The sequence below is a fragment of the Calothrix sp. 336/3 genome (assembly GCF_000734895.2).
GTDB lineage: Bacteria > Cyanobacteriota > Cyanobacteriia > Cyanobacteriales > Nostocaceae > 336-3.
Window position 1 is genome coordinate 3438857 of the sequence record NZ_CP011382.1, and the last position, 25353, is coordinate 3464209.

At 39.5% G+C, this 25353-nt stretch carries 17 protein-coding genes; 7 read left to right on the forward strand and 10 right to left on the reverse strand.

Translation table 11 applies throughout. From position 1 onward, the window contains the following. Positions 1 to 42: 42 nt before the first annotated feature. A complete protein-coding gene (locus IJ00_RS14560) occupies positions 43 to 1350 on the forward strand; it encodes an ABC transporter substrate-binding protein (protein WP_035154145.1) in 1308 nt (435 codons plus the stop codon). Positions 1351 to 1659: 309 nt separating this feature from the next. Here IJ00_RS14560 and IJ00_RS14565 read toward each other — a convergent pair whose 3' ends face one another. The 3 genes from IJ00_RS14565 to IJ00_RS14575 form a co-directional block, all read right to left on the reverse strand. Continuing rightward, on the reverse strand, positions 1660 to 2262 hold the full coding sequence (locus IJ00_RS14565) for a hypothetical protein (protein ID WP_035154147.1): 603 nt from the start codon (positions 2260 to 2262) through the stop codon (positions 1660 to 1662). Between the two features lie 242 nt (positions 2263 to 2504). Next, a complete protein-coding gene (gene menH / locus IJ00_RS14570) occupies positions 2505 to 3353 on the reverse strand; it encodes a 2-succinyl-6-hydroxy-2,4-cyclohexadiene-1-carboxylate synthase (RefSeq protein WP_082127330.1) in 849 nt (282 codons plus the stop codon). 7 nt (positions 3354 to 3360) lie between these two features. Beyond that, on the reverse strand, positions 3361 to 3744 hold the full coding sequence (locus IJ00_RS14575) for a metal-sensitive transcriptional regulator (protein ID WP_035154149.1): 384 nt from the start codon (positions 3742 to 3744) through the stop codon (positions 3361 to 3363). A gap of 574 nt (positions 3745 to 4318) precedes the next feature. Between IJ00_RS14575 and IJ00_RS14580 the strand changes: the two genes are divergently transcribed. Beyond that, positions 4319 to 5533: an HhoA/HhoB/HtrA family serine endopeptidase gene (locus IJ00_RS14580; RefSeq protein ID WP_035154151.1), complete on the forward strand. Its 1215-nt coding sequence runs from the start codon at positions 4319 to 4321 to the stop codon at positions 5531 to 5533. Between the two features lie 26 nt (positions 5534 to 5559). Here the strand turns inward: IJ00_RS14580 and IJ00_RS14585 are convergent, their stop codons facing one another. Beyond that, positions 5560 to 5949: a hypothetical protein gene (locus tag IJ00_RS14585; RefSeq protein WP_035154152.1), complete on the reverse strand. Its 390-nt coding sequence runs from the start codon at positions 5947 to 5949 to the stop codon at positions 5560 to 5562. A gap of 85 nt (positions 5950 to 6034) precedes the next feature. Between IJ00_RS14585 and hslO the strand changes: the two genes are divergently transcribed. Both hslO and IJ00_RS14595 read left to right on the forward strand, forming a co-directional pair. Next, positions 6035 to 6961, forward strand: coding sequence for an Hsp33 family molecular chaperone HslO (hslO, locus tag IJ00_RS14590; protein ID WP_035154153.1), 927 nt, complete (start codon positions 6035 to 6037; stop codon positions 6959 to 6961). Positions 6962 to 7086: 125 nt separating this feature from the next. Beyond that, positions 7087 to 9159: a hypothetical protein gene (locus tag IJ00_RS14595; protein WP_035154154.1), complete on the forward strand. Its 2073-nt coding sequence runs from the start codon at positions 7087 to 7089 to the stop codon at positions 9157 to 9159. A 165-nt stretch (positions 9160 to 9324) separates the two neighbouring features. Here IJ00_RS14595 and IJ00_RS14600 read toward each other — a convergent pair whose 3' ends face one another. From IJ00_RS14600 to IJ00_RS14625, 6 genes are all read right to left on the reverse strand, one after another. Next, positions 9325 to 11484: a DEAD/DEAH box helicase gene (locus IJ00_RS14600; protein ID WP_035154155.1), complete on the reverse strand. Its 2160-nt coding sequence runs from the start codon at positions 11482 to 11484 to the stop codon at positions 9325 to 9327. Positions 11485 to 11508: 24 nt separating this feature from the next. Next, a complete protein-coding gene (locus IJ00_RS14605) occupies positions 11509 to 12837 on the reverse strand; it encodes an ATP-binding protein (RefSeq protein ID WP_035154156.1) in 1329 nt (442 codons plus the stop codon). Positions 12838 to 13053: 216 nt separating this feature from the next. Beyond that, positions 13054 to 14394, reverse strand: a complete 1341-nt coding sequence (locus IJ00_RS14610; protein WP_238178340.1) for a tellurite resistance TerB C-terminal domain-containing protein — start codon at positions 14392 to 14394, stop codon at positions 13054 to 13056. Positions 14395 to 14587: 193 nt separating this feature from the next. Continuing rightward, positions 14588 to 15916 carry an ATP-binding protein gene (locus IJ00_RS14615; protein WP_035154157.1) on the reverse strand — a complete coding sequence of 443 codons (1329 nt, stop codon included), beginning with the start codon at positions 15914 to 15916 and terminating at the stop codon, positions 14588 to 14590. A 481-nt stretch (positions 15917 to 16397) separates the two neighbouring features. After that, positions 16398 to 16949, reverse strand: coding sequence for a DUF4333 domain-containing protein (locus IJ00_RS14620; protein ID WP_035154158.1), 552 nt, complete (start codon positions 16947 to 16949; stop codon positions 16398 to 16400). A gap of 730 nt (positions 16950 to 17679) precedes the next feature. Then, on the reverse strand, positions 17680 to 17919 hold the full coding sequence (locus IJ00_RS14625) for a hypothetical protein (protein ID WP_035154160.1): 240 nt from the start codon (positions 17917 to 17919) through the stop codon (positions 17680 to 17682). A 170-nt stretch (positions 17920 to 18089) separates the two neighbouring features. On the opposite strand from IJ00_RS14625, the gene IJ00_RS14630 reads away from it, so the two are divergent. The 3 genes from IJ00_RS14630 to IJ00_RS27140 all read left to right on the forward strand — a co-directional run bounded on the left by IJ00_RS14630 (position 18090) and on the right by IJ00_RS27140 (position 25325). Then, positions 18090 to 19271, forward strand: a complete 1182-nt coding sequence (locus IJ00_RS14630) for an aldo/keto reductase (RefSeq protein ID WP_035154161.1) — start codon at positions 18090 to 18092, stop codon at positions 19269 to 19271. A gap of 167 nt (positions 19272 to 19438) precedes the next feature. After that, positions 19439 to 20194 (forward strand): superoxide dismutase, encoded by a 756-nt coding sequence (locus tag IJ00_RS14635; RefSeq protein WP_035154162.1) that lies wholly within the window; start codon positions 19439 to 19441, stop codon positions 20192 to 20194. Between the two features lie 517 nt (positions 20195 to 20711). Beyond that, positions 20712 to 25325: a filamentous hemagglutinin N-terminal domain-containing protein gene (locus tag IJ00_RS27140; protein WP_035154163.1), complete on the forward strand. Its 4614-nt coding sequence runs from the start codon at positions 20712 to 20714 to the stop codon at positions 25323 to 25325. Positions 25326 to 25353: the final 28 nt, after the last annotated feature.

Consider the following 25353-nt stretch of genomic DNA (forward strand, 5'->3'; position numbering starts at 1 on the left):
AATTCCGCGTAGCGGTACTAGTATCTTTCCCTTTCCCCAAACATGACTATATTTCGTTCCCTATTTCGGGTCAGGTTACTCATTCTCCTTCTAGTCAGTATCTTAATTGTTGCTGGCTGCCAGATGATACCAAGCAAACAAGATAAAGTAATTCATTTAACCTTGTGGCAAGGGGTGAATCCACCGCCAAATCGTGATGTTTTGCAGAAGCTGGTTGATAAATTTAACCAAACCCATAGTGATATTCAAGTAGAGTCATTATATGTGGGGCAGCAAGATCAGCAGATGCCAAAAATTTTGGCGGCGGTTGTGGGGAATGCAGCACCGGATTTATTGTGGTATAACCCAGCTATTTGTGGTCAATTGGTAGAGCTAGACGCTTTAATTTCCCTAGATGAAATGTTGGAGAATTCTCCCATGAAAGCGGAAATTGACCCAGCTTTGTTTGCTTCGATGGAATATCAAGGCAAAATTTGGTCTGTTCCCTTTGCTACTAATAATGTCGGTATTTTCTACCGTCCTAGTTTGTTGAAAGCAGCCGGAATTGAGAAATTACCTCAAACATGGACAGAGTTTCGTCAGGTAGCCAAGAAATTAACTAGGGATACCAATGGAGACGGTAAGGTTGATCAACACGGGATGGTATTACCCTTGGGGAAAGGGGAATTTACAGTATTTACTTGGCTACCATTTATGTGGAGTGCTGGGGGTGAGTTGATGGGTGGGGATGGACAAACTCCAGCTGGGGTAAATTTGGCAGATAATCAGGGGGCGATCGCTGCCTTGGAATTTTGGCGTACTCTAGTGAAAGATGGTTCGGCAATTCTCTCTGCACCGGAAAGAGGTTATGAAACTGATGCTTTTATTCAGGGTAAAATAGCAATGCAAATTACTGGACCCTGGACTTTAACCTATCTCAAAAATGATGTTCCTGGGGGAGATTTTGGCGTTTTCCCCATACCAAAAAGCCAACGTTCTGCTACTAGTATTGGTGGTGAAAATCTGTTTTTCTTTAAAACTTCACCGGAGCGAGAAAAAGCCGCGTTTAAATTTGCAGAATACGTCCTCAGTGAGAATTTTCAAACAGAATTAGCCTTAGGAACTGGTTACCTACCGATTAATATCAAATCTCGACAAAGTGCCAAATATCAAGAATTTGTCAAAGAACAACCAGCAGTAAAAGTATTTTTAGACCAAGCTCAATATGGTCGCAGTCGTCCAATTTTCCCTGGATATAACCGAATTTCTGATAATGTTGGTAGGGCAATTGAGGCTGTGTTAATGGATAAAAGCTCAGCCCAAGAAGCCTTAAAATCGTCTCAACAACGTCTGGATTTAATTTTTAAGTAGGGATAATTGCAATAAATAGGTGTGAGTTGGAATGCCCATTTTTGAGGTGGAAAAAACTTAATCCATCTCCTAGGAGGATAAGATGTTAGCAAAGGCTAGAACAAAATTATCTGTAATAATTACAGCAAAGTTGATGACAATTCGGTATCTATTGGATGAATATGTCAATTCAGCATATCCTTACTAACTCTTGTATTTTTCCCATTTAGTTTCATAAATACAAAGTAACCGGATTAAATCAAGAAATACCAATCAATCCGGTTGCAATCTAAATTATACAATTTGTCAGCCCTAATATTTTGCTAATGATTACTTTCTCAGTACTACATTAAAAGAGTTCAAATACCCTGTAATACTCTTGTTAAGAAATTTTTGCTGTCTTCTGGTTGTAATCACCATTACTTGATAAAGTCTTCCTTCCGCCAAAAACATACGATTGCGAGTAATTTTACCCCCAGGATTGACATATTCAATCTCCTTGCCGGGGTGTCCGTTAGAACTACGGATATCACGTTGACTAATCAAGGTACTCTGAGTAGTCTTTAAAGCCATATCTCGCGCATTATTCAGTATTTCTTGGGAGTTAGCCATTTTCCCGTAGCTATCAGGAAAGTCATTATGGGCAACGATGTAGGCAACTTCTTGCTTCGGGGGTTGACCGAGAAACATTTCTAGGTTAATTTCTCCCATGAAAGTCTTTTGATTTTGAGTCACCCTTCTAGGTATTCCTGGCATTAAGACGGTAAAACTACCATCCGGCGCGGTGAATAGTTTCCACTGGGATTTAACTGGTTGAACTGTAGCAATTTTTGTTTTTGCAGTCGTAGCTGTAGCATGAGGAGTAGTTGCCGCGATCGCGCTCAATCCACTACATACCAAAAGGATTAACGGTAAGAAAATTTTGCTTTTCATAATACTGCCGTAGATGCAGATTTTACTTATACTGCTAGTTTGTTATAACCCAATAATGTTAATATCAGCACCAGGAAAATACGGACATACCATGGGGAATTATTGAGAAATTTTAATTTTTACCAGTATAATTTACATCAATAATACTTATGAGTAATTCCTGGATAAGTAAGAAAAATCAGCCTTTTTTCTATATATATCCGTCACAAATCAGGATTTATCCCTAGTTGTCAAAAGTTTATTTATACTTTATCCGTGGCAGCAATAAGATGAAAGTAGTTGTTCATGTATTCAGCAAAAGTATCAGCTTTTTCTAAATGAATATTATGTGCAGCATCACTGATGATATGTAATTGGAATAAGTGAGAGTAGGGAGTAATTTCTCTATTAATCTCTACAAACTTACTATCTTTTTCCCCAACTAATAATAGAATAGGTATACGATTTGTCTCAAGTTTTTCCCATAGGGAAGGTTGGCTACCTGTACCCATGAAATTTAATGATTTAGCTAACTCCTGTGGCTGATTAGTTAATCTACTCTGGAGCATTTGAGAGAATTGGGGATGATGTTTGATATCTCCGAAAACCTCTTGACTGTACCAGTTATCTAAAAATCGCAGAAAATCTTCTTTCTCACCACATCTGAGAATTTTTCTAGCAATTTGAGCATCCGTTCTGATTCTTTCCTGTCTTGCTGATTCCGTTTTTAATCCTGGGGATGCGGATTCTAAAACTACTTGATAAAATCTGTGTGGAAAGTGCAGAGCTAAATACAAACCTAGTCTTCCCCCCATGGAATAACCAACTAAAAAGCATTGTGAAATACGCAAATTATCTAAGAGTTGCATAATCACATCAGCAGTGGCAGCCATACGATAATTATCTCCATCTCCCAGAATTTGAGTCTTTCCATGTCCTGGTAAATCTAGAATTAAATATGAAAAATTCTCGCCGAGTAACGTTATCACCTCATCAAATTCATGACAATTGCCCATAAAACCATGTAAAAAAAGAATGACGGGGCGATTGACTCGATGATGCCAAATATAATGAAAGTGAATATTTGCAGATGCTCTGGGAATAGTTGTCATGGTGAAATTATGGGATAAATCTATCTAAAGCAGCTTTCAAATGCTTTATCTCTTCGTTAATATCCCCTTCCTTTGCTGCTCTAGCAATACATTCTGTTAAATGCTCATCTAAAACAATTCTTGCTACCCGATCTAAAGCACCTCTAACAGCTGCAATTTGTAGTAATACATCAGGACAAGGACTATTTTGCTGTACCATAGTTTTGATTCCCCGAATATGTCCTTCTATGCGTGACAGTCGATTGACAAGTTTTCGCAAAGATTCTTCGCTATGGATATGGGGATGGGCTGAGTGACTATGGGGGTGTTGATGGGTAGTGTAATTTCCGACACTTGCATCTGTTGAGGAATTGTCAGGATTATTGTGCTGGGAACCCTTTGAACCATTCATGGTATTCACTTCTGTGGTGGCAGTACATCTGATCCTAACCTGAGAAGTAAAACCTATTGAATAGTATCATGGGGGAATTTGCCAGGTTCAAACTCTAACATCATCTAATACCGATTCAACAAATGTTTACGACAGATACCCCACCCGCCCGATTTCGGGGAGGACTGGGGAGGGGTTTTGTCTATATGTCGTATTGTTTTTTCAAATTGGTATAAGTAGATTTTTTCCGAGTAATTTCAGAGTCTGACTCTAGAGGAAGATTTTGCCAATGATGAATTACCGAACCAATCAGGTGAAAATTCACCCCGTAGCGATTTATGTATTTTTTTTCTAAATTTGATTATAGGTAATTCTAAAGTAGGTGTGATGAACTGCTCATATCAGGAAAAATAAACATCCATCTTGCAGTACTCCCATAAAATTCCCGATGGGAACCTGGGGTAAGGGGTGGGAAACCATAATTCTTGTCTGAGCGTCATACTTCCAAATACCGACGCTAACTGTCAAAATAGCTTTAGAGATATATTGTCACGACTTAAGCAACAAATTAACTAGAAATATTTAGGTTGTGGTTATGCGATTTTCTCATGTACCTCGGTCAATTCGTCAAATTAGTACCCACATTTTAGCGATTATTCTCGGAGTTCTACTGACAGCAGGAACACTACGAGTCGCACCTTCCCAAGCAGAACCTGCTCCGGTGGCGATCGCCACTGAGTCATCCCTAGCTCAGAAACCCTCACCAGCAAACGCAGCCATTAGTAATAGTAGCTTTGTCACCGCAGCCGTCAATCGTGTTGGTCCAGCAGTGGTGAGAATTGATACTGAGCGTACTGTGACCCGTCGCACTGTCGATCCCTTTTTTGATGATCCATTCTTTCGGCGATTTTTTGGTGATAGTTATTCCCAGCAAGTACCTTCCGAGCAAATGCGCGGTTTAGGTTCTGGTTTTATTTTTGACAAGAGTGGTTTGGTATTAACGAATGCCCACGTAGTTGATAAAGCCGATCGCGTAACTGTACGCTTAAAGGATGGACGCACCCTTGAGGGTAAAGTTCAAGGTGTGGATGAAGTCACAGATTTAGCTGTGGTGAAAATCAATGCGGGCAATAATTTACCCGTAGCATCCCTAGGCTCATCTGGTAATGTGCAAGTGGGAGACTGGGCGATCGCCGTGGGTAATCCCCTGGGATTCGATAATACCGTCACCCTCGGTATTGTTAGCACCCTCAAACGTCCCAGTTCTCAAGTTGGTATTTCCGACAAACGTCTAGATTTTATCCAAACCGACGCAGCTATTAACCCTGGTAATTCTGGTGGTCCCTTACTTAACAGTCAAGGGGAAGTTATCGGTATAAATACGGCAATTCGCGCCGATGCTACTGGTATTGGTTTTGCTATCCCCATCGATAAAGCCAAGGCGATCGCCTCCCAATTACAAACTAAGGGTAAAGTTGCTCACCCCTACCTGGGTGTACAAATGGTGACATTAACCCCAGAACTCGCCAAACAAAACAATTCAGACCCCAATAGCCAAATTCAGCTTCCGGAAGTTAACGGAGTCCTCGTGATGCGAGTTATACAAAACTCCCCTGCTGCCAACGGAGGTATCCGCCGAGGTGATGTGATTGTGCAGATTGATACACAGGTAATTACTAGCGCCGAGCAACTGCAAAACTTTGTTGAAGATACCCGTATTGGTCAAACTTTACAGGTAAAAGTCAAACGCGGCAACCAGACACAACAATTATCTGTACGAACTGCGGAGTTACAGAACGCACAGAGTTAATCATGGGCGGGCATTTTGCCCGCGAATTATCTCTGCACCTGACGTTTTAAAAATTGCCTCAAACTCAATAAATTTACAGTTTGTCCCAGGGCGATCGGTAACAGTGATATCCCTTCAATTCTCGACTGTACCCAACCTTCGCCCCAATACCACTCATGAAAACCGTCAATTCCTTGACTTAGTATCAAACGTAGACTGTTGTTAGTCGCCACATCCACCCGGTGATGAATTGCAACTAATCCCAGCTTGCTAGTAAATTCATATCCAGAAGTTAGTTCTGAGGGCATTTCCGAGGGAAAACTGGTTGCAACTACCCACCTTTTGGTGACAGATGGATGCAGTAAACTATCCCGAATATTGGTAGCAGAGCTTTCCACTTCAATACGTAATTTGCTTTGTTGAAATTTGCCAAGCATGATTTTTCTCCTGGCGATATGTAGGCTCTTGACTCAAACCTTACAATAGTAACAGTAGGTTCATTAAGAAATGTAAGGTTTTTTCATGGCGGATCAGTTAATTCGCGCCACCGCAGCTGATGGGGGAATCCGTGCCGTAGGCGTAATCACTACACGTTTGACAGAAGAAGCTAGACAACGCCATCAGTTGTCTCCCTTGGCAACAGCAGCCCTGGGACGTACGATGACAGCAGGATTACTCATGGCTTCGAGTATGAAGCGTCCAGGTTCTCGAATCAATATTCGGATTAAGGGTGATGGACCCATCGGCGGTATTTTAGTTGATGCCGGTTTAGATGGCACAGTTCGCGGTTATGTTGGCAATCCTGGAGTTGAACTACCAGCCAAAGCCAAAGGTAAACTAGACGTGGGTCGAGCCGTAGGTAAAGGCTTTCTCTATGTGATTCGTGACGTTGGCTATGGCTATCCCTATTCCAGTACTGTGGAATTAGTTTCTGGGGAAATTGGTGATGATATTGCCCATTACCTGGTAAGCTCAGAACAGACACCATCGGCAGTAGTCTTGGGTGTATTTGTCGATTCTGAGGGAGTAACTGCTGCGGGTGGATTGTTGATTCAAGTGTTACCCAAAGCCGCCCGTGATGAAGCCTTAGTTGAAACCTTGGAATCTAGAGCTGCTGCTTTAGGTGGATTTACTCCCTCGCTACAAGCTGGTAAATCTTTAACAGATATATTTCAAGAATTACTGGGTGATATGGGCTTAGTCCTATTTCCCGAAACCCAAATGGTGCGATTCCATTGTGGATGTTCCTTTGACCGGGTATTGAGTGCATTAAAGATTGTGGGAGAAGAAGAACTACAGGACATGATTGAAAAAGATAATGGTGCAGAAGTGACTTGTGAGTTCTGCAACACAGTTTACCAAGCTAGTAGTGATGATTTGCGAGAATTAATCCTGGAGTTACAGGATGATGCTTCTACCATGGTGGGTCAGTATCAGAAGACTCCTTAAAGCCCAGATTGATGATGGGGAAAAGATAATGGTGCAGCGTTGGCTTTTTCCCCAGGAGGAAGTTACGATGGCAGGAATAGAAAAGACTGTTAACAGATTGCCGTTTAATTATTGTGGTGTGAGAGATGTCGGACAGGGATATTCCAGAGAGTTGGTCTCCAGGTACGGTGGGAGATCCAAATATCATGGCAAGACTAACCCAGACTGGACAACTTAGCGATGGGCTACGACCCCCCGTAGGCGATCGCCATGTTTCTGGTGCTACAAATGCAGGTTCTAGCTCAAAATCCGTGAAAAATTTGAAAAAGCGCAAGTCTCAACAACCATCAGGGGAGAATCCTCCTCCAGAGGGTTCTGGGGGATTACCGCGTTGGTTAAAAAGTTGGGTCTTCTGGACTTTTTTGTTAGCCTTAGTCCCTGGTGGCATCGCATTTTTGGCGACGGCAATGTTACTCAAACTGCCATCAGCACCTAATTGCCCGTCAATTTTTTGGCCCCTGGCAAGTGCTTCCGTGCGTTTACACTGCGCTCAATTGGCTGCTTCTAAGCAAAATGTCAAGGACTTATTACAAGCCATTGATTTAGTCAAACAGTTACCGAATAATCATCCTTTGCGGGCAGAAATAGACCGTTATTTGGAAGAATGGTCAAAGGATGTTTTAGATTTAGCAGATAAAAGTTTTCAAGAAGGAAAATTAGACGAAGCGATTAAAATTGCCCGCCAAATTCCCAATGATGTGGCTGCTTATAAATTTGTCGAAGAAAGAGTTAACAAATGGCAGTCAATTTGGTCGGAAGCGGAGGGAATTTATAAAGAAGCTGAAGGTGAAATGCGTGAACAGCGTTGGCATTCAGCTTTTATGTTAGCGGCGAAATTGTTGCGCACGGATAATCGTTTTTGGGCGACAACGAAGTACGATCAGTTAAATAAGCTGATTACTACAGCTAGGGATGATGGGGAGAAATTAGCCAAGGCTGAAGGCATTGCAAAGAATGGTAATGTTGATAGCTTCTTACAGGCAATTAAGTTAGCTGAATCCATTCAACCTAGTAGTTACGTTTATCAAAAAGCTCAGGAAGCAATCCCCAATTTTGGGCGGCAAATGCTGGATTTAGCCCAGAAGAAATTAGATAAAAAAGATGCTGATGAGGCGATTTCTATTGCCCAGCAAATTCCTAGCAGTACTAAGCTGCAAACAGAAGTTGAAGATTTTGTGACTTTGGCAGAAGCGCAACGCAACGCCTGGATTGGTACAGTTTCCGGATTAGAAGCAGCGATCGCCCAAGCGCAACAGGTAGCTCCCACACGGGGAATATATAATCAGGCACAGAGTTTGATTGCCCAGTGGCAATTGGAAATCGAAGATGTTTCTCGCTTAGAAAAAGCTCGCAGTTTAGCCAGTAATGGCACAATTAATGAGTTAACGGCGGCAATTATCGAAGCCCAGCAAATCCCTGCTAATAACCCAAGAGCGACGGAAGCAAGGACGGAAATTGGGCGCTGGGTAGCCCAGATTCAGACAATTGAAGATCGTCCCTACCTGGATCGTGCGGAACAAATTGCTTTGATGGGAGACGTGAATTCTCTGCAAACGGCGATCGCCGAAGCTGGTCAAATCCGTCGTGGTCGGGCGCTATATCGAGAATCGCGGCGCAAAATTGCCACCTGGACTGATAGTATTCAACGTATCCAAGACCAACCTTACCTAGATCAAGCTCGCAGTTTAGCAAGTAGTGGGAATTACTCCCAGGCGATCGCCACTGCTCAACAAATTAGCAATGGTAGGGCACTTTCCTCGGAAGCACAATCTGAAATTGATAGTTGGCAAGGACAAATTAGGGGTAGGGATAATTGGAAACGAGCGCAGGAAGTTTCCCTGGGGGGAAGTGCGGAAGCTTTAGCTGAAGCGATTCGTCTGGCAAGACGTGTACCAGATAGTAGTCCCTTCCGTGGGGATGCAAGTTCTGCCATGGATCGCTGGAGTCAACAAATTTTAGATATGGCGATCGCTCAGGGTAACAGCGATATTTCCCAAGCCATAGAAACTGCTAGACTCGTACCCCGTGGTACTTCTGCCTATAGTTCTGCCAGACAGCAAATTCGCACCTGGCGAGAAACCCTCAACCCCCAACCAGAACCCACCGCAGAATCTACTTCTAGCCCCACCACTAGCCCCACCAGCGAAACAGAGCCATAATATTCATCTCGATAAACCAAAAAACTTGTAGAGGCGCAATACAGCACTTTTGAAATCAGTCAGGTACACCGTGAGTAATAAGTAAATTTATGACTCATTACTCATTACTTTTTCAATCAGTTGCTGTACCTCATAACCATCGAATTTGTTGTATATCGCGTCTCTCTAAAATTCCCTCACCTGCCCTAAATCCAAATAATCATGGGCAAAAGCTTTGCGTAACAAATCCTGGGGAATGTAAGCATCATATTTTTGCATTTCTGGTGCTTCGGCATCACTCAATAAATCCTCAACTGTCATTCTTTGTTCACATAAAGAAGTAATTTCTCCGTGAAGATATTCGGCTTTGTTATCTGGCAAACGCAGAATCAAGTAATAGGGATTCACTCCCCCAATACTCTGAATTTCTAAGGACTCACGACAGAAGTTATTCAATAATCTTTCTAAGGTTCGATAACCAACTGTTCCCATCCACGGGAAAATACAATATTTATTCTTACCTAATCTAATAATTTTATTTTTATCTAATCCTGCACCTACAGCTAATTTCCTCGCTAACTCTACACGTTTATTGGCATTTTTCTGTAAATAACTATAGTTGACGTCCTCAATTAATATTTCTCGTATACGTTGGATAATTCGTGGATGAATACTACCGCTAGCACCGCGCCAAAAAATACTTGCCTTACCCGCAATTGGTTTTACTGAAATATTACGCTTGGAAAAATCTAAGCCCACAACTTCCCAGCTTTTACCAGCTAATCCAAACTGATTTCCAACTGCCAAAGGCATGGCAATACTACCAATTTCCGTAGAATTATATTTAACTGTAAATTCTCGATTCTCCTGGAAAACTGCATAGAATTGAAATCGATTGACAATGCGTTCCCCAGCTAAACCAATGATTAACTTTCCTGTTTCTGTTCTCTGAATATGCTGAATATCAATTAAATAACGCAGCAGTATTTTTAAATCTTCCTGACTGATACTCTTAAATGCAGATAAACTGAGAATTTTATGGGCTAGCATTCCCGGAGATAATTCTCCTTCTGCCGCCAAAATACTCATAATTTGATGGTAAAGTAAGCTATAGGGATAAAAAATTGACTTAATCGGTTCAATCCAACGCTCTTCTAAATATAATTGGATAATTGCAATACATTGTAATAATTGCCAAGGAATTTGTTCTGGGAAAGATGCATCTAATAAGGTTTCTGACTCAGCAAAAATAAACCGCATTTCTGCCGCTTCTCCCCTTCTCCCAGCACGTCCTAAACGTTGTAAAAAACTCGCAACGGAAGCAGGTGATTCTAATTGAATGACTTTCTCTAAATGACCAATATCTACACCAACTTCTAAGGTAAGGGTAGCAGCAGTCACCGCAGGAATATTTGGTGTTTGCATCGCAGTTTCCGCAGCTTGTCTTAAGCTAGGGGCAATACTACCATGATGCACATGATAAATATCTGGTTCACCTTTTTGCTTGGCGATCGCTCGTAGAGATGTAATGATTGATTCTGTCTGGGATTTATTATTTGCAAAGATTAAACACTTGCCCTTTTGGCAGAGTTGAAAAACATATTTTTCATAATCTTGAATCTCGTCATTATCTTGAGTCTCATCCGTAAAAAAGTGTTCTATACCTAATTTAATTTGTCTTTTACCTGCATCAATTTGAGGCGTGATCACTGATTTTTCAGTACCCGCCCTTAACCACTCCTCTGCTTGGCAATAATCGCCTAAGGTGGCAGATAAACCAATACGTCGCGGTTGATTTTTTGTCTTTGCTGCCAGTCTTTGTAATTGACAGAGAATCTGATAGCCTCTTTCTGTACCCATAAAAGCATGGATTTCATCAATGATGACAAAGCGTAATTCTCCAAATATCCGGATTAACTCATCATGTTTATTAATTAATAAACTTTCGAGGGACTCTGGAGTAATTTGTAAAATGCCTTGAGGATTTTTGAGGACTTGCTTTTTGCTATTTTGGGCAACATCTCCATGCCAATGATAAACAGGAATATTGGCTGTTTTTAGCAAATCATTTAAACGGCTAAATTGGTCATTAATTAAAGCTTTAATTGGACCAATATATAAAGCTCCAATTGTCTGACAGGGATGATTATGCAGTTGGGTAATAACTGGTAAAAAAGCGGCTTCAGTTTTTCCCGCAGCTGTCCCCGCAGCGATGAGTAAATGAGAGTCTGTTTCAAAAATTACTTGACAAGCAGCTAACTGCACTGGTCGTAATTCAGTCCAGTTTTGCTCATAGATATATTCTTGAATAAAGGGTGCAAGTTGAGCAAAGGTAGCTGCTGTCATGGACAACCAGAGAATCCTGTAATTTTATAGCGTAAACTCTGCAATATTATCTTCATCAATACTGGAGTCTTTGCCAACAACAGTAGGTTTAAAATTGACATCACTAATTAACTCATGAAAGGAGACTTGAGAACTGTGATGTAAAACATTTAAGATGCTGATAAAGTCTCTCACAATCTCTCCAGGGGTGAGGAGAGCATCTGCACCTAAACGGTTGACAATTTCCTGAACAAAGGCTTTTAAATCTTGGGGTTTGAGTTTAACTGAGGTGGCGAAATTCTGAGTATGAATCTCTGTTAATCTCTGTAAGAGGGTGAGAATTTCCCCTTCTGTTAAGGGATTTAAACGCATCACCGGACCAATTTGTTCTTGTACCCCTGCTTGAGCTAAAAAACGACTTTCCTTTGTGCGTCTACGCCATGCTTGGTCAGAAAATAAACCACGATTTGGGTCTTCTAAAAATTTGTTTGTGCCGCTGACAATAAAGCCTAAATGTTCAGCTTTGCACTGCATCGTATCATTAAAGATACCCAGTAATCGATTGTAATTTTTCTCCCTAGATACTGTAACTGGTATTTGATAAAGGTTTACGGCTTCATCTAACAGGACTAATAGTCCCTTATAACCAATTTCGGCAATGAACTTTGCCCAAAGTTTGATGTAATCATACCAACTATCATCATCAATGATCACACGAACTCCCAGGGCAGCTTTTGCTTCTGTTTTGGTGGTAAATTCGCCTCGTAACCAGCGTAACGCTGCTGCTTTGAGTTCATCATCATCTAACCGATAACCCCGCCAATAGGCAATAATCACAGTACCAAAATCGAAACCATGAACTAAGTCTTCCACGTACTGGATAATCTCGCGAATTTTGGCTTCGACTTGGTTGTCAAATCCCTCTTCATTGGGGCGCATTCCTGTTGTTTGCACAACTTCCTGCTGAATTTTATTAATCCAACCCTCTAAAATAGAGATTAATGCACCTCCATCGGGACGGGTTTTAGTTGCTAGACGACTCATCAATTCACGGTAGGTTGCTAAACCTTCGTTATTGCTACCGACAAGACGACGTTCTGAAGATAAATCCGCATCAGTAACGACAAAACCTTGCTCCATAGCTTGATTGCGGATTAATTGGAGGATGAAGCTTTTACCGGAACCATAGTTACCGATAATGAAGCGAAACGCTGCTATCCCTTCGGCAATATCGTCAAGGTTTTTTAATAGACTGTTGAGTTCCTGTTCTCGACCCACTGCAATATATTCTAAGCCCATCCTGGGTACTACTCCTGCCCCCAGGGAATTGATAATCGCAGTCGAGATTTTTTTGGAGATTTTCAATTTTGTCATGTAGATCACCTCACCTCAGAATATTTTAACTTGAGGGTGGGTGTGGTATATGGATTTGGGGGAGTCGGAGTAGAAAGTTTTTGCAAGGGGGTTGAGTTTGACTATGAGTGGAAATAAACAAGGCTATTCAGAATTTCTGAACTAGACACCTGAAAATGGTTGATAGACAGAGGGGAATCTGGCATATCTGTGAACACAGTTTTTATGATGATTGATTTAGGGAGAATTGGCAATTGAGTTGGAAGATGTCTGTTGTGTGAGTTGCTCTCCATAGCTGGCGAGGATGTGCTGTATATTTACCTGATGCTCTGGGTAAATCTGCGGAATATCTGAACAGGGATTGATGATGAGTTCACCGATGGTATTGTTCGCTCTTTCGTTAATATGGTCTATAAGAAGATTGGGCATAGTGATATGCTCTTCTGCGATGCGCTTCAAAGTGGGGTAGGGATTATCTTGTTGGTAGATAGCTTGAATAATTTCTAATTCATATTTTTCTAGCTGGGAGGAAAATATCTGCCATTCTTGAGGGATATTTTCTGTATATGTATATTGTTTGGGCTGTTTTGTCTCTAAATCAATGGCATCTAGTAAGTCGGTAAAGGGAAACAATTCCCCATCATCTTCGCCGTTGGCAATATCAAATTGATTTGATGCGTCGTGATTAACTGTATCGATTTGTTGTAGAAGTTCCCAAACTTGATTTTGTAGTTGATCGCGCTCTGTTTGTAAGAGGGTAATTTGTCCTTGCAGTAGCCCTAGCTGTTGCTTTTGTTCGATAATTTGTGCTTCCAGGGAGACTAAATTTGCTTCAGCACTATCTTTTGCGGATGTCTTATCGATGAGAACTTGATTACGCTTTTTCTCTTCTGTTTCTAATCCTTGAATTTGTAATCTTAATTCATATAATTTTTCTTCTAATTGGGGCTTTAACCTTTCGAGTAAAGTAATATTACTTTCTAAGCCCTGTTTTTGTTGTTGTAATTCTGATATTTGATTTTGTAATTGAGTAACTTCTGCTTTGGAGACATTAAAGGTTAGCTCTAGGCGGCGTTTCTCGGCATTAATGGCTGTATAGGAGTTATTAATTTCTGTTTTTGTTTCTTCGAGAGTTTTAATCTCATTTTGTAGATGAAATAATTTTGATTCTATTTGTTTTCTTTCAATAATACAGGTGCTTAGTTCTCGATTTAGACTATCTCTTTGATGGCGACGTTCGGTAATTTGGGTTTGTAAATTACTTGATTCTTGATAGAGTAAATTATGGTGAGTTTCTAGCTGTTGTATTTCCGATAGCATGCGTAATTTTAAACCCTCTAATTCCCGGACACGCCGACTTAGGGATTCAAAAACTAAGATTTCGTGGTTGCGTCGTCTTCTATCAACTAAGATAACAGCGAAATAAGTTGCGGGGACTGTAATCAGTGCGGTGAGGATAGACTTAGTTAAATCCCAGGTGAAGATGAAACTAATACCAAAACTGATACTAAAGGCAACTATGCCAAGAATAAATCGATTGCTGACCATTACTGATTGCATATTATTTTGTTTGAGCATAGTTTGAGACGTATTTATTCCTTAAGGAATAGAAAATATCAAGATAGGAAATCCCAATTAATTTTTAAACAGTTCCGTGGTTTTAAGTTCCTCGGTTATGTAACTAGCAAGTTTTGTATTGGAGTTCAAATCCTGAATACAAAGCTTAATGACGTTGGCGTAGCCTGTTGGAGGCACTATTACGAATTACAAATTATTTTATTGTAGCTTTTGTATCACTGGTAAATGTCAAGTCTGCCTGGAAAAAATCGATGAATTGCCTTGCTGTTCTCCCAGAGCGTCCATTATGGCGTGTTGCCCATTGTAAAGCTTGGTATTCCAAGTCTTCTCGACTTAAGGGTATTTGGGCGATCGCGGCTAAATGATGGATAATTTCTAAGTACTTGGGTTGATCTGCTGGCTCAAAGGTGAGAGTTAAACCAAAGCGATCGCTAAAGGATAGTTTTTCTTGCATGGTATCCCAAGGGTGAACTTCTTCCCTGTCTTTTGGTGCGGGGCGATCGCTAAAAAATTCCCGAATCAAATGCCGACGATTGGATGTAGCATATACCACAACGTTTTGGGGACGAGCGGTAATATTCCCTTCTAGCACTACCTTTAAGGCTTTAAAGGCATCGTCATCTTCCTCAAAGGACAAATCATCAACAAAAATAATAAATTTTTGCGGCGTATCGCGCAACCTTTCGACAATTGCTGGTAAATTTCTTAACTCCGATTTAGTAACTTCTACTAAGCGGAGATTCCTGTCACCATACTTATTTAACAAAGCTTTAACTAGAGAAGATTTACCTGTACCCCGGCTACCATAAAGTAATACGTGCAATGCCGGCTGCCCAGATAGAAGAAATTCCGTATTTTTTAATAAAGTGGCTTTTTGTGTCTCATAACCGACTAACTGCTCTAGCTCTACTGTGTCTGGATGGGGTACACCGATAAACTCTCCATTTTGCCAGCGTATCGCTGTATACTCAGCAAATAAGCCACTACCATACTGCTGATAGAAAACGGCTAAATCCTCGATGACTTCTGTCCAATCTTCTGTCTGTTGGAATTTTTCCACCATCGCCAGTTCATGGGGTCTATTTACCCCGTCTTGCTCTACATACCAGACTACAGGAGAAGTTGCCAGGTGAGCAACTGTTTGCACCCAGATACTCAAAGTCGCACTGCTACATTCATAGAGATGCTGTAAAGCTTGTAAATCATGCTTGAGAGCGCTAATTAAAGCGACGGGGAGGTTGGCAAATTTACATTTCTGACAATGACGGGAGAAGGGATTTTCAGTTCTCAGAATCTGGGTGATGAGGTATTCTTCCCAATTTTGATTTCTGAGTGCCAGAGACTGAAAAAATGTACCGTACGCTTCTAGGCAATTTCTACCGTCGGCTTCTGTGTAACGTATAGATTGTAACAGGTCAAGGAACGCATTGCCGACTTCTCCCTGAAGTACGGATTGGTACAGTAATAGGGATGCTGCTTGACGCTGAAGAAACTGTACTTTGGGTGCTGCCAGATTATCCATGCATCTACTGAATTATGTAGCTAGGGTACTTGTGTTTGTGCGAAATTTCATTATCTGAGAAATTTAAGGATACATCATATCATGTGCCTATTAAATAGAATCTCAAGGGCAGAATATTGATTATTTTAAATTTCGTTAAAATTGTGGAGATAGAAATAAGTTATTGATACTATTTGTTACCCAGCTTTTAATTTTTATTATCCGTATCTAATTATCTATAAGTGAAGTGATTTGAGAGACAGATAATTGAGGATTCTTTATCTGATATATGACGGATAGTAGTAATAGTTATGTAAATATAAAAACCTCACCCCCAACCCCTCTCATTAGTAAGAATAGGGAAAATAAAGCATCGCTTTATGGGGATGAGGTGAAAAATTCTGTTCTGATTCACTAATTATGGGTAATATTTTGGGTGATATCAGAGGGTTCTATATCAAATTTCTAGTCAGTTGGAATTTTATCAGGGAATAAGCAAGAATTAATTCAACTTGTTGACAACATATCTAAATTTGCCATCCATTCCAGCAATGGTGACTACTGCTTGAGTTTTCTTCCCTTTTGCTGTTGTCACCTGACAGTTGAAAGTTTCTCCCACCTGACGAAATACGCGAATTTTATCACCGCATTCAGCATTAGCTTGAATTCCGGTTTTTTCTTTAATCGAACTCTGAATAAATCTTTCTAAATCAGGTACTACTAATAATCCTCTAGAAGCGTATTTCATGCCACCATTCGCATTAGTCAAGGTGACTTGCACACCAAAATTTCCTGGTGTTGTGAGAACGTTACAATTAACGATTTTTCCCGCTTCTGGTTTGGGTAAATTTTGACAGTTAACGGATTTTACTGGTACACCTAGTTGTTGTTGGAGCTTGGTTTTCAGTACACCTTCTATCGCTTTGCTGTAGCGGGATTTTTGCTGTGCTACGGAAGTATCACTAAAACCTGCGATCGCCACTCCTGTGAGACATATACTCAGTAGGGAAACTGTAGCAATTTTTTCTATTTTTACTAAATTTGTGATTTTCATTGGTAATATTTGTGTTAGGTGTTTTTTCTGGGGAAAGTGGAAAATTTATTTAATGGCACATAAAAAGATGAAAACTCTTTTTTGACAATCAACTTGGTATACCAAACTATTGGCAACTTAATTTAGTCTGAATTTCCACTTGTAACTTTTTTATCTTGCACTCTAGAATACATAGACTGCTTCAGAGTATATACTGATTCATTTTGTATTATTTTTACATAAAATTGTACCTTGAAAACTATTAGAAACTTGATTTTTGTCAGTATATTTAGTTTAAGTAGATACTTAAAAAGGATAAATAATTTTCATGACTAGGGAAATCAAGAAAATCAGAATATTTATTCAAACTTAAGTTATCAGGGGTGATTGCTGTGTAATTTTATATATAAAATTTGCTCTCGGAGAAATTTTCAATCACATAAATTATGGTTGATGTCTGATTTCTCTAATGGGAGAGCATTGCTAAATTTAATATTTAATTATAGTAACTGAAACAGGAATCTTGATTCTCAAAATATGATGGTTCTCTTGAGAAATAAATTAGGAGAAATTAGTTTCCTTGATTCAATATTTAATTGATAAACAACCTCCGAATAAATATTTACTAATTCCTACTTTGTGAGGTTTTTGCCCTTAATAGGTCTGAGAAATATTTATCAATTATGATATGGAGTAACTCTATCAATGAGAATATGTAAATATTTAATATATGTTCAGATATCGAGTGAAGTTAATCTTGATTATAGGTGTTTTTCTTGATATCCATCATCCAGATTCTCTCAAGCATTGCTATTTGCTTACGAAGAGTAACAACACGGTACTTTTTGTAGGTGGCAATCCCTAAGAGCAGCAAAATCGGTAGGGATAATATGGAGTAACCAATCACACTATAAAGTGATAAGTCGGTATTGTGACTGCGAGCGTTAACTTCGACAATTTGAGAGGTTTGTTTGTGTGTGTTTGATTGCATAAGTGTCTCCGTAATCGTGATAATTGCACAAGTAAATACTTCATTAAGAGAATCTAGTTCTCCGGAAAACCGATACAGATTTGTTCGGAAAACCGCTCAAAGTATTTCCTCTGTATGTCTTTTTTCGATACTTACGTAATAATTTGAGAGTACATGAACATAAGGAAGTAATGCTGTACAGACGATTTGGACGCACAGAATTACAGATGCCAATTTTTTCCTGCGGGGGTATGAGGTATCAATACAAATGGCAAGATGTACCCCAAGAGCAAGTACCTCGTGAAAATCAGGAAAATTTGGAGGCGACGATCCACCAGGCTGTAGAATTGGGAATTAATCACATTGAAACAGCTCGTGGTTATGGTAGTTCTGAGATGCAACTAGGACAAATTTTGCCCTACTTTCCGCGAGAAAAGCTGATTGTGCAAACAAAGGTATCTCCCCAGGAAAACTCTGAGAATTTTCTGAGGGAATTTGAAACCTCATTGAGGAATCTGCGTTTGGATTATGTGGATTTATTTTCACTTCATGGTATTAACAACCTGGAATTACTGGAGTACAGTGTGCGTCCTGGTGGTTGCTTAGAAGTGGCAAAAAAATTACAAGCTCAGGGAAAAGTGAGACATATTGGCTTTTCTACCCACGGCTCTACTGATATTATTGTACAAACTCTCAACACTAATCAATTTGATTACGTAAATTTACACTGGTACTATATAAATCAAAACAATTGGGAGGCGATCGCCACTGCAAATCGTCTGGATATGGGGGTATTTATTATTAGTCCCTCTGATAAGGGTGGTAGGTTGTATACTCCGCCACAAAAGTTAGTAAAACTTTGCTCACCTTTATCACCAATGGTGTTTAATGATTTATTTTGTTTAAGTCATTCCCAGGTACATACCTTAAGTATCGGAGCTAGCAAACCGGGGGATTTTGATGAGCATTTACAAACTTTAGCTTTACTAGATCGGGCTGGGGAAATTTTACCGCCGATTTTGGCAAATTTGGAAGGGGAGGCGATCGCTACTTTTGGGGAAGACTGGGTGAAAACTTGGCAAGTCAATTTACCCACATACCAAGAGACTCCTGGAAATATCAACATTCCGGTAATTTTATGGTTACGAAATCTGGCGATCGCCTACGATATGGTGGATTATGCCAAAATGCGTTACAACCTGCTCGGTAATGCCAATCATTGGTTTCCGGGTAACAAAGCTGATAAATTGGAAGAAATAGACTTAAATCACTGTTTAAATCGCAGTCCCCACCGAGACAAAATTCCTCATTTACTTGCTGAAGCACATCAAATGTTAGCAGGAGGAGAGGTAAAGCGTTTATCGCAAACTTAAACCTTATCTATTTTTGAGAACTTTGTAACTCCAGATATTGCTGCTTGATGTCGCAATCACAAAACTCCACTTTTGATGATGGGTAAGGTTGAGAAAAAATTATTATTTCTATCCTGTCACCCTCATTTTTTCCGTCATTTTTAACCTATAACTAGAGAAAATCTACCATGAATCTAAATCGCCGACATTTTTTATACCTATTGGGTGCTAGTGCGAGTATGTTTGCTCTGGATAGTTGTGCATCTGCGGGGAATCTTGCGGAGAATCCGTCGGAAGCAAATGCTACCACTGTTGCTCAGGCAAAAAAAGGTGTGATTGAATTACCACCTTTACCCTACGATTACAAAGCTTTGGAACCGCACATTGATGAAGCAACTATGCGCTTTCACCATGATAAACACCATGCTGCCTATGTGAAAAATTTGAATGCAGCTCTGGATAAATACCCGCGATTGAAAAGTCAAAAAGTCGATGATTTATTACGAAATCTGAATAAAGTCCCTAAAGATATTCAGGCTGTGGTAAGGAATAATGGGGGTGGTCATTTGAATCATTCCATGTTTTGGCAAATCATGAAACCGAATGGGGGAGGGGAACCTACGGGAGCGATCGCCACGGCAATTAAACAGGAATTTGGTAGTTTTGCAGACTTTAAAAAAGAGTTTAATGATGCTGGTGGGAAGCGTTTTGGTAGTGGTTGGGCTTGGTTAGTTCTCAGTAAAAGTGGCAAACTAGAGGTGATGAGTACTGCCAATCAAGATAGTCCCCTGATGTCAGGAATGTATCCAATTATGGGGAATGATGTGTGGGAACACGCTTATTATCTCAAGTATCAAAATCGCCGCGCAGATTATCTAGAAGCTTGGTGGAATGTGGTGAATTGGGATGAAATTAATCGCCGTTATTTGGCTGTGAGTAAGTAGGAAAACAACGGATTATGGAGGGCGATCGCCAGTTATTACGGAAACTTTTTCCTGTGGCGATCGCTCTTCTGTATCTACGAATATCTAGATATTTGACTGGGTAAGACTTCCTTCAGCATCCTAGGTAAGTTTTTAGTGTAATTAAACCATCAATAGTAACATTCTGTAATTATCTCACCTGACATCTTGCACCAATAAAAATTGATAGATTTAAATACTCAGTATAAAGCGACAAGTCTTTATTTAACGTTAAAAGAAAACAATAGTACTGTAACTTTATCGTCGAGTCTTTTGATTTTGTCCTATGTATACGTAAAATACGCAAGAGATGAGTCACCCATCACTGTAAAGTTTTTTATAAAATTAGCCTGATAATTTGAATACTCTCTTATTTTCCTGATAGTATCTACCCAAGTTTTTATACATTGTCAAACTTAATATTTAGTCACTTCACAGCCAAGTGTGAGTCTTTGGTCATATTCAATTTTAATCTTTAATAAAACTTAAATAAAAAACCATGAGATTAACAAAGGTAAGTAATTCTTTCCTAGTCTTGATTACAGGGATTGTTTCTTTAACACCCATGGTTGCCTTTGGACAAGTTTCCTCAGATAAAACTTTAAATACTACAGTCCAAAATGCCAACGACCTAAATTTTACTATTTTGAATGGGAATCGAGTAGGGAATAATTTATTTCATAGTTTCAATGAATTCTCTATTCCCGGTAAAGGCTCGGCAATATTTCAAAATGCCACAGACATCCAAAATATTTTTAGTCGCGTCACAGGTGGAAAATTATCCAATATTCAAGGATTATTGCAGACTCAAGGAACTGCCAATTTATTTTTAATTAATCCTTCCGGAATTATCTTTGGGAACAATGCCAAACTTGATGTTGGTGGTTCTTTCTTCGCAACGACTGCCGATAGTATTATCTTTAAAGATGGTTTAGAATTTAGTGCCACCAAGCCCCAAACTCAACCGTTACTCAGTGTAAATATTCCCATTGGCTTGAGATTTCGGGATAATGCGAAGGGAATCACCAATCAATCACGAGCATTAAATGCTTTTGGCGATCCTGTCGGGTTAGAAGTCAAGCCAGGTAAAAATTTAGCACTAATTGGTGGGCAAGTAAATTTAAATGGTGGAGCCATATATGCTCCGGGAGGAAGAGTCGAATTAGGGGGATTATCCCAAGCTGGAGTAATTGGTTTCAACTTAGATAAAGGCAGTTTTCAAATTCCCCAAGGTATTGGTAGAAGTGATGTCTTTTTAAGCAATGATGCGAGAGTTGCAGTATATGGTACTGGTGGCGGTGATATTGCTGTTAATGCTCGCAATTTAGAAATTGATAAAGGGTATCTTTTTGCAGGGATAGAAGGTATAGGAACTAAAAAAGCCGGTAACATCATTGTTAATGCGAATAATATAAAAATCAATAGGTCTCGTTCCGATGCAACTGGTATATATAATCAGGTGCGAGAAAAATCAGTTGGGAATGCTGGTGATATTCTTATTAATACTGATAATCTTTATTTAAATAATGGCGCTCAAATTAGTGCCAGTACTCTTGGTAAAGGGAATGCAGGGAATATCGACATTACTGTCAGCAATCAAGCCAAATTTGATGGTATTTATTTTTATGCTCCCAACAATAATTATTACTCAAGTGGGTTATTCAACCGAGTAGAGGGTAACGGTGTTGGCAATGCTGGAATTATCAAACTCAAAGCAGGGTCATTAGATATCACTAGAGGTGCTCAAATTAGCTCTATCTCCCGCAATCAGGGAAATGCTGGAAAAGTTATTATTGATATTCCTAATGGTACGCTGAAGATAGATGGTTTTACTAATTACACTTTGAATAATGGTGCAAAGCGTGTAGCTCTTAGTTACATTACTACTGCCTTAGAACAAGGTGCTAAAGGTAAAGCTGGAGATATTAGTATCAAAGTTGGAAACTTATTGTTGAGTGATGGAAGCCAAATTACCTCTACGACTTCTGGGATAGGTGATGGAGGAAATATCGACATTAATGTCAGTAATCAAGCGAAATTTGACGGTATTTATTTTGATACCTCTATTAACGACTACTATTCTAGCGGTTTATTCAATCGAGTCGGGAATAATGGTATTGGCAATGCTGGAATTATTAAACTCAAAGCAGGGTCATTAGATATCACTAGAGGTGCTCAAATTAGCTCTATCTCCCGTAACCAGGGAAATGCTGGGAAGGTGATTATTGATGTTTCCAACGGTACGCTGAAACTTGATGGCGTTACAAAATATATCAACAATCAAGGTAATCAACTTGTAGCCCGAAGTTTCATTGATACTGCGTTAGATGCAGGAGCAAAACCCAAACCTGGAGATACTATCAAAGCAGGCGATATTAATATTAAAGCTAGAAACTTATTCATTACAAATGGGAGTCAAATTAGCTCTACTACTTTTGGCAAGGGAGATGCAGGTAACATCGATATTAATGTCGCCAATCAAGCAAAATTAGATGGTATTTCTCCTATTTCTTTTTTTGCTAGTGGATTGTTCAGTGGAGTTGGAAATAATGGTATTGGCAATGCTGGAGCTATCAAACTCAAAGCAGGTTCATTAGATATCACCAGGGGTGCTCAAATCAGTTCTATCTCCCGTAACCAGGGAAATGCTGGAAAGGTGATTATTGATATTCCTAATGGTACGCTGAAGATAGATGGTTTTACTAATTACACTTTGAATAATGGTGCAAAGCGTGTAGCTCTTAGTTACATTACTACTGCCTTAGAACAAGGTGCTAGGGGAAAAGCTGGAGATATTGAAATTAGCGCTAAGGATATCATTTTCACTAATGGTGGTAGAGTTTTCTCTAGTACCTATAGTGGGGGAGATGCTGGAAATATTAGCTTGATAGCCAAAAACAAAATAACTTTTAATGGAGGTTATCAACAATATCCCAGTGGTTTGTTTTCTACAGTAGAAAATGAAGGAGTTGGTAATGGCGGTGATATAAAAGTTGAAGCGAAAAATCTAGATATTTTCAATGGCGCTGTGATATTCTCTATTGCTCGCAATGGGATGAAAGGGGAAGGAGGAAATGTCAACTCAGGAAATATAAATATTATAGTTGATGATACTTTGAGGCTGGATGGTGTCAGTCAAATTAATAGCAGTTTAAGCAGTGATACTCAAGGGAAAGCTGGCAATATTAATATCATAGGTAAAAATTTACTTCTAACTGGTGGTTCTCAAATTATCTCTACTACTTCTGGGATAGGTGATGGAGGAAATATCGATATAAAACTCAGCAATCAAGCTAAATTTGATGGTATCTATTTTGATACCTCTATTAACGACTACTATTCTAGCGGTTTATTCAATCGAGTCGGGAATAATGGTATTGGAAATGCTGGAATTATTAAACTCAAAGCAGGGTCATTAGATATCACCAGGGGTGCTCAAATTAGTTCTATTTCCCGCAATCAAGGAAATGCTGGGAAGGTGACTATTGATATTCCTGATGGTACGCTGAAGATAGATGGTTTTACTAATTACACTTTTAATAATGGTGTAAAGCGTGTAGCTCTTAGTTACATTACTACTGCCTTAGAACAAGGTGCTAAAGGTAAAGCTGGAGATATTAGTATCAAAGTTGGAAACTTATTGTTGAGTGATGGAAGCCAAATTACCTCTACGACTTCTGGGATAGGTGATGGAGGAAATATCGACATTAATGTCAGCAATCAAGCAAAATTTGATGGCATCTATTTTGATTTTCTTGATTCTGCATTTTACTCAAGTGGATTATTTAGTAGAGTCGGATTTCAAGGTGTCGGAAATGCTGGAATTATCAAGCTCAAAGCAGGTTCTTTAGATATCACCAGAGGCGCTCAAATTAGCTCTATTTCCCGTAATCAGGGAAATGCAGGAAAAGTTATTATTGATGTTGCTGGTACATTGAATATAGATGGTATTACTACATTTATCAAGAAAGATGGAAAGCTGGATTTTGCTCGAAGTATAATTGATACTGCGTTAGATGCAGGGGCAAAACCCAAACCTGGAAATACTATCAAAGCTGGCAATATCAATATCAAAGCTAGAAACTTATTTATTACGAATGGGGGTCAAATTAGTTCTAGTAGTTTTGGTATAGGGGATGGTGGCAAGATTGATATTAGAGTCAATGATAAAATTAATATTGAAAGCCAAAATAACTATTTAACAGGAATATTTAGTCGAGTATTTAAAGGTGCAAGGGGAAATGGTGGCGATATATTCATTGACCCGAAACGGGTTTTGATTCGTGGTAATGCAGGTATTTCTGTAAGTAATTTTGGTACAGGTAAATCTGGGAATATTGAACTAATCGCTGGTGGTTTAACCCTAGATAAAAAAGCGTTTATTGAAGCTAATACTACAAATACTCAAAACCCTGGGGGAAATATCACCCTGAAATTATCAGATTTTCTCCTGATGCGTCGTAACAGTAGAATATCTACTGATTCAGGATTAGATGGTGGTAATATCACGATTAATTCTCCCTTTATTGTGGCTCCTGCGAAGGAAAATAGCGATATTACTGCTAATGCAATTCAGCGTCAAGGTGGAAATATAATAATCCAATCTGAGTCTGTCTATGGGATTAAACCCAGTGCAATATTAACACCAGAAAGCGATATTACCGCAAGTTCAGAAAAAGGTAATCCCGGTGTTGTGACATTAAATAGTACTCAGATTAACGCTGCTGACGACTTAGCTACACTACCGGAAGAAGTTACTGATGCATCTCAGCTAGTTGCTCAACATATTTGCCGTAAAAAACCAGGTAGCTCTTTTATTGTAGTGGGGCGAGGTGGCATTCCCATCGACCCAAACCAGTTTTTACCGAGTGATAATGTCAGGGTGGATTTAGCAGAGTCCATAAATAATCCGTCGGTGTCAATAAATTCACCAATATATAAAAAAGATAATCCGTCTAAACCTATTAGTAATCAGGAAATTACCCCAGCTAGGGGTTGGGTAATGAATGAGAAAGGAGAGGTGGTTCTAACTGCCTATGACCCCACAGAAAAGGGAATTTCTCGTTCTTTGCCTAATTCTGCTATCTGCAATGGTGGGTCATATAATGAGTAGGTTTCCTAGCTGATTTCAACAAGATGTA

Excerpts from the sequence above, each read along its gene's own strand:
- IJ00_RS14560 (WP_035154145.1), top strand. The coding sequence starts at position 43 with ATGACTATATTTCGTTCCCTATTTCGGGTCAGGTTACTCATTCTCCTT.
- IJ00_RS14565 (WP_035154147.1), bottom strand. The coding sequence starts at position 2,262 with ATGAAAAGCAAAATTTTCTTACCGTTAATCCTTTTGGTATGTAGTGGA.
- menH (WP_082127330.1), bottom strand. The coding sequence starts at position 3,353 with ATGACAACTATTCCCAGAGCATCTGCAAATATTCACTTTCATTATATT.
- IJ00_RS14575 (WP_035154149.1), bottom strand. The coding sequence starts at position 3,744 with ATGAATGGTTCAAAGGGTTCCCAGCACAATAATCCTGACAATTCCTCA.
- IJ00_RS14580 (WP_035154151.1), top strand. The coding sequence starts at position 4,319 with ATGCGATTTTCTCATGTACCTCGGTCAATTCGTCAAATTAGTACCCAC.
- IJ00_RS14585 (WP_035154152.1), bottom strand. The coding sequence starts at position 5,949 with ATGCTTGGCAAATTTCAACAAAGCAAATTACGTATTGAAGTGGAAAGC.
- hslO (WP_035154153.1), top strand. The coding sequence starts at position 6,035 with ATGGCGGATCAGTTAATTCGCGCCACCGCAGCTGATGGGGGAATCCGT.
- IJ00_RS14595 (WP_035154154.1), top strand. The coding sequence starts at position 7,087 with ATGTCGGACAGGGATATTCCAGAGAGTTGGTCTCCAGGTACGGTGGGA.
- IJ00_RS14600 (WP_035154155.1), bottom strand. The coding sequence starts at position 11,484 with ATGACAGCAGCTACCTTTGCTCAACTTGCACCCTTTATTCAAGAATAT.
- IJ00_RS14605 (WP_035154156.1), bottom strand. The coding sequence starts at position 12,837 with ATGACAAAATTGAAAATCTCCAAAAAAATCTCGACTGCGATTATCAAT.
- IJ00_RS14610 (WP_238178340.1), bottom strand. The coding sequence starts at position 14,394 with ATGCTCAAACAAAATAATATGCAATCAGTAATGGTCAGCAATCGATTT.
- IJ00_RS14615 (WP_035154157.1), bottom strand. The coding sequence starts at position 15,916 with ATGGATAATCTGGCAGCACCCAAAGTACAGTTTCTTCAGCGTCAAGCA.
- IJ00_RS14620 (WP_035154158.1), bottom strand. The coding sequence starts at position 16,949 with ATGAAAATCACAAATTTAGTAAAAATAGAAAAAATTGCTACAGTTTCC.
- IJ00_RS14625 (WP_035154160.1), bottom strand. The coding sequence starts at position 17,919 with ATGCAATCAAACACACACAAACAAACCTCTCAAATTGTCGAAGTTAAC.
- IJ00_RS14630 (WP_035154161.1), top strand. The coding sequence starts at position 18,090 with ATGCTGTACAGACGATTTGGACGCACAGAATTACAGATGCCAATTTTT.
- IJ00_RS14635 (WP_035154162.1), top strand. The coding sequence starts at position 19,439 with ATGAATCTAAATCGCCGACATTTTTTATACCTATTGGGTGCTAGTGCG.
- IJ00_RS27140 (WP_035154163.1), top strand. The coding sequence starts at position 20,712 with ATGAGATTAACAAAGGTAAGTAATTCTTTCCTAGTCTTGATTACAGGG.